Source organism: Streptomyces phytophilus, assembly GCF_013870535.1.
Classification (GTDB): Bacteria; Actinomycetota; Actinomycetes; order Streptomycetales; family Streptomycetaceae; genus Streptomyces; species Streptomyces phytophilus.
Genome location: NZ_JACBXC010000460.1, coordinates 1 through 4373 on the forward strand (window position 1 = coordinate 1; position 4373 = coordinate 4373).

Genomic DNA, 4373 nt, shown 5'->3' on the forward strand with positions numbered 1-4373 from the left:
GCTCCGCGGCCGGCGCGCTGGGCGGGATATCGCTGACCGCGCGCGTCCGCGCGGCCCACCCGCAGACGCGCACGGTGGTCCTCGCGGCCCGCGACGACCCGGCGCGGGCGGCGGCGGCGCTCCAGGCCGGGGCGTTCGGCTGGGTCGCCAAGGACAGCTCGCTGTCCCGGCTGCTCGCGGTGATCCGGGGCGTGCTGCGCGGTGAGACGCACCTGCCGCCGGCGCTGCTCACGGGCGTGCTGCGGGAGCTGACGGCGGCCCGCGAGCACCGTACGGAAAGCGAGCAGCTGGTCGAGTCGCTGACCCCGCGGGAGCACGAGGTGCTGCGCTGCATGGTCGCGGGCCTGGGCCGCAAGGCGGTGGCGGAGCGGCTGTACCTGTCGCCGCACACGGTCCGCACGCACATGCAGAACGTGCTGGGCAAGCTGGGGGTGCACTCGACGCTGGCGGCGGTCGCCCTGGCCCGCCGCGCGGGCGTGGGCCCGGTGGACCTGGGCGAACCGGCCCGGGTCAGCGGCTAGCCCCTCCGGGGGCGAGCGGGACGGCAGAGGTCCCGTACGCGGCGATCCGGGCCGCGCCGCCCGCAGGGCTACGGCACGTTGTCGAACGGTGCCGTCAGCTGCCGCAGCAGGTCGGCCAGCTCCCTGCGCCGCTCCGGCGGCAGCTCCGCGAGGATCGCCCGCTCCTGCGCCAGCAGCGCCGCCAGCGCAGCGTCCGCGCGCTCGCGGCCCTCGGCCGTGAGCCGGACGAGCACACCGCGCCGGTCGCTGGGGTCCGGCAGCCGCTCGACGAGGTCCTTCTTCGCCAGCCGGTCGATGCGGTTGGTCATCGTCCCGGAGGTGACCAGGGTCTGGGTGAGGAGCTGGCCGGGGGAGAGCTGGTACGGCTCGCCGGCCCGGCGCAGCGCGGTCAGTACGTCGAACTCCCAGCCCTCCAGGCCGTGTTCCGCGAACGCGAGCCGCCGGGCGCGGTCCAGGTGGCGGGCCAGCCGGCTCACCCGGCTCAGCACCTCCAGCGGCTCCACGTCGAGGTCGGGGCGCTCCCTGCGCCACGCCGCGACCAGCCGGTCCACCTCGTCCCGCATGCGATCAGTGTAGTCGGTCTGTCGACATGAAGTCTCTTGACATCGAGATACATCGGCGGAACGCTGGACGCATGACCTCACCCTCCTGGGACCCGCAGCAGTACCTGCGCCACGAGGGGCCCCGCACCCGCCCCCTCGCGGACCTCCTCGCCCGCGTCGGCGAGCTGCCCCGTCACCCGGCGCGGATCGCCGACATCGGCTGCGGCACGGGCAACGGCACCGCGCTGCTCGCCGCCCGCTGGCCCGGCGCCCACGTCACGGGGTACGACAGCTCACCCGCCATGCTCCGCACCGCCGCCGCCCACGCCGGGCCCACCCCCGGCGGCGGCCGGATCGACTTCGCCCACGCCGACCTCGCCGACTGGACGCCGGAGCCCGGCACATACGACGTGATCCTCGGCAACGCCGTGCTGCAGTGGGTGCCCGACCACTGGGAGCACTTCCCCCGCTGGCTCGCCGGGCTCGCCTCCGGCGGCACGTTCGCCTTCCAGGTCCCCGGCAACTACGACGCCCCCAGCCACGCGCTGATGCGCCACCTCGCCCGCGACCCGCGCTGGCGCGAGCGGCTGCACGGCGTGCTGCGCGACCAGCCGGTGCTCCAGCCCGTCGCCTACCTGGAGCTGCTCTGCGACCTCGGCTGCGCCGGCGACGCCTGGGAGACCACGTACGCCCACCTCCTGCACGGCACCGACCCGGTGCTGGACTGGGTGAAGGGCACCGGGCTGCGCCCCGTCCTCGACGCCCTCGGCGACGAGGCCGACGCCTTCGTCGACGCCTACGCGGCCCTGCTGCGCACCGCCTACCCGCCGGGGCCGCACGGCACCCCGTTCCCGTTCCGCCGCATCTTCGCGCTGGGAGTCACGCCATGATCACCGGACTCGACCACGTCCAGCTCGCGGTCCCCGCCGGCGGCGAGGAGATCCTGCGCATCTTCTACGGCGACGTCCTCGGCATGACCGAGGTGCCCAAGCCCGCGGCGCTCGCCGCCCGCGGCGGCTGCTGGTTCACCTCCGGCGCCGTGAGGCTCCACCTCGGCGTCGAACAGGACTTCCGTCCCGCCCGCAAGGCGCACCCCGCGCTCGTCGTCACCGACCTCGACGCGCTGGCCCGCCGCCTGGCCGCCCGCGGCCACGACGTGACCTGGGCCGACGGCGAGATCCCGGGGGTACGGCGCTTCCACACCGCGGACCCGTTCGGCAACAGACTGGAGTTCCAGGCCGCCTGAGGGCTACGCGCGCCGGTGGCCTATCAGCCGCGGCTTGGCCTCCATATCGCCCAGGCCGTGCCAGGCCAGGTTCACCAGATGCGCCGCGACCTCCGCCTTCTTCGGCTTGCGCACATCCAGCCACCACTGCCCCGTCAGCGCCACCATCCCCACCAGCGCCTGCGCGTACAGCGGCGCCAGCTTCGGATCGAAGCCGCGGGACTTGAACTCCAACCCCAGGATGTCCTCCACCTGGGTGGCGATGTCGCTGATCAGCGATGCGAACGAGCCGTGCGACTGCGCCACCGGGGAGTCCCGGACCATGATGCGGAAGCCGTCGGTGTACTCGTCGATGTAGTCCAGCAGCGCGAACGCGGCCTGCTCCAGCAGCTCCCGCGGATGCCCCGCGGTCAGCGCGCTCGCCACCATGTCGAGGAGCTGGCGCATCTCGCGATCGACGACGACCGCGTACAGCCCCTCTTTGCCCCCGAAGTGCTCGTACACGACCGGTTTGGACACGCCTGCCTTCGCGGCGATCTCCTCCACCGACGTCGCCTCGAAGCCGCGCGCCGCGAACAGCGTGCGCCCCACGTCGACGAGCTGCTCGCGGCGCTCCTTGCCCGTCATCCGCCGCCGGGTACGGCGCGGCGGCTTCCCCTCGCCGCCGTCGCCGCTGTTGCCCGTGCTGCTCTTACCGCCGGTAGCCACGGCTCCATCATGCCGCGTCGGCGGCGGCCTCCTCACGGCGGGCCGACGCGGCGGCCGCGCCCTTGCCCGAGCCCTTGCGGGAGTCGCCGTCCTTGTTGCGCTTCGCGTCGATACGGGACTGGGTCGGCCAGCGCACGTCGTACGCCCAGCCCAGCTTCTCGAAGATGCGGATGATCCGGGCGCTGGAGTCGATCTGGCCCTTCATCACGCCGTGCCGGGCGCAGGTCGGGTCCGCGTGGTGCAGGTTGTGCCACGACTCGCCGCCGGACAGGACCGCCAGCCACCACACGTTGCCCGAGCGGTCACGCGACTTGAACGGGCGCTTGCCGACCGCGTGGCAGATCGAGTTGATCGACCACGTGACGTGGTGCAGCAGCGCGACCCGTACCAGCGACGCCCAGAAGAACGCCGAGAGCGCGCCCTCCCACGACCAGGTGACCAGCCCGCCGACCAGCGGCGGGAACAGCAGCGAGACCGCCGTCCACAGCACGAACTGACGCGACACCCGGCGGATCGCCGAGTCCTTGATCAGGTCCGGCGCGTACTTGTTCTGCGGCGTCTGCTCCTCGTCGAACAGCCAGCCGATGTGCGCCCACCACAGGCCCTTCATCAGCGCCGGCACCGTCTCGCCGAAGCGCCAGGGGGAGTGCGGGTCGCCCTCGGCGTCGGAGAACTTGTGGTGCCTGCGGTGGTCCGCGACCCAGCGCACGACCGGGCCCTCCACCGCCATCGACCCGGCGATCGCCAGCGCCACCCGCAGCGGCCTCTTCGCCTTGAAGGAGCCGTGCGTGAAGTACCGGTGGAAGCCGACCGTCACACCGTGCAGGCCGAGGAAGTACATGAACGTCATCAGTCCGAGGTCGAGCCAGCTCACCCCCCAGCCCCAGGCCAGCGGGATCGCCCCCACCAGCGCGACGAACGGCAGCACGATGAAGGCGAGCAGCGTGATCTGCTCGACCGATCTCTTGCTCTCACCGCCGAGCGTCGCGGACTCGGCGGTGACCGTGGCCGAGCGGGGCTGCTCGTCGATCACTTCGGACGTGGACGGCATGGGCATCCCTCGGAGGCTGGGGAACATGGACCAGCGAGGCTACGGTCCCGTAACCTACGTTGGCGTAAGTATGGCATGCCTCAGTTCCGGGCTGAAAGAGGCACGGTCCCAACGGGCGTACATACGCGCCCGTGTGGAAGGAACACCTCTTGAGTGCCCGCAGACACCGGTTCCCATGCCGCAACCCCGCGGGCTTCGCCCACCCGGGCAGCGAGCAGGGCCGACTAGTCTGGGGGCGTCGGACAGCGCGGTCCGCACCCCCGCCCGCCGCGCGCCGCCGCGCACGGGCGGAAACACCAGCGCCGCACGCCAAGGAGCCGCACCAG

Annotated in this window: 6 protein-coding genes; 3 read left to right on the plus strand and 3 right to left on the minus strand. The window is 73.0% G+C overall.

Annotation, left to right across the window (positions count from 1 at the left end):
• A partial coding sequence (locus tag H5J30_RS19180) for a response regulator transcription factor (RefSeq protein ID WP_181788644.1) occupies positions 1-521 on the plus strand: 521 nt, incomplete at its 5' end.
• Positions 522-589: 68 nt separating this feature from the next.
• On the opposite strand, the gene H5J30_RS19185 is transcribed toward H5J30_RS19180, so the two are convergent.
• Entirely contained in the window at positions 590-1084 is a 495-nt protein-coding gene (locus H5J30_RS19185; protein ID WP_018838420.1) for a MarR family winged helix-turn-helix transcriptional regulator, read from the minus strand.
• 71 nt (positions 1085-1155) lie between these two features.
• Between H5J30_RS19185 and H5J30_RS19190 the strand changes: the two genes are divergently transcribed.
• Together H5J30_RS19190 and H5J30_RS19195 are read left to right on the plus strand one after the other, a co-directional pair.
• Entirely contained in the window at positions 1156-1953 is a 798-nt protein-coding gene (locus H5J30_RS19190) for a trans-aconitate 2-methyltransferase (protein ID WP_181788645.1), read from the plus strand.
• Positions 1950-2309 carry a VOC family protein gene (locus H5J30_RS19195; protein ID WP_181788646.1) on the plus strand — a complete coding sequence of 120 codons (360 nt, stop codon included), beginning with the start codon at positions 1950-1952 and terminating at the stop codon, positions 2307-2309. Before H5J30_RS19190 ends, H5J30_RS19195 begins: the two co-directional genes overlap by 4 nt.
• Before the next feature lie 3 nt (positions 2310-2312).
• Here the strand turns inward: H5J30_RS19195 and H5J30_RS19200 are convergent, their stop codons facing one another.
• Entirely contained in the window at positions 2313-2915 is a 603-nt protein-coding gene (locus tag H5J30_RS19200; protein ID WP_220189099.1) for a TetR/AcrR family transcriptional regulator, read from the minus strand.
• An 88-nt stretch (positions 2916-3003) separates the two neighbouring features.
• Entirely contained in the window at positions 3004-4047 is a 1044-nt protein-coding gene (locus tag H5J30_RS19205; protein ID WP_181788648.1) for an acyl-CoA desaturase, read from the minus strand.
• Positions 4048-4373: the final 326 nt, after the last annotated feature.

What these genes read in the sequence shown, in the direction of transcription:
- H5J30_RS19195 (WP_181788646.1), top strand. Translation starts at nt 1,950, where the DNA reads ATGATCACCGGACTCGACCACGTCCAGCTCGCGGTCCCCGCCGGCGGC.
- H5J30_RS19190 (WP_181788645.1), top strand. Translation starts at nt 1,156, where the DNA reads ATGACCTCACCCTCCTGGGACCCGCAGCAGTACCTGCGCCACGAGGGG.
- H5J30_RS19200 (WP_220189099.1), bottom strand. Translation starts at nt 2,915, where the DNA reads ATGACGGGCAAGGAGCGCCGCGAGCAGCTCGTCGACGTGGGGCGCACG.
- H5J30_RS19205 (WP_181788648.1), bottom strand. Translation starts at nt 4,047, where the DNA reads ATGCCGTCCACGTCCGAAGTGATCGACGAGCAGCCCCGCTCGGCCACG.
- H5J30_RS19185 (WP_018838420.1), bottom strand. Translation starts at nt 1,084, where the DNA reads ATGCGGGACGAGGTGGACCGGCTGGTCGCGGCGTGGCGCAGGGAGCGC.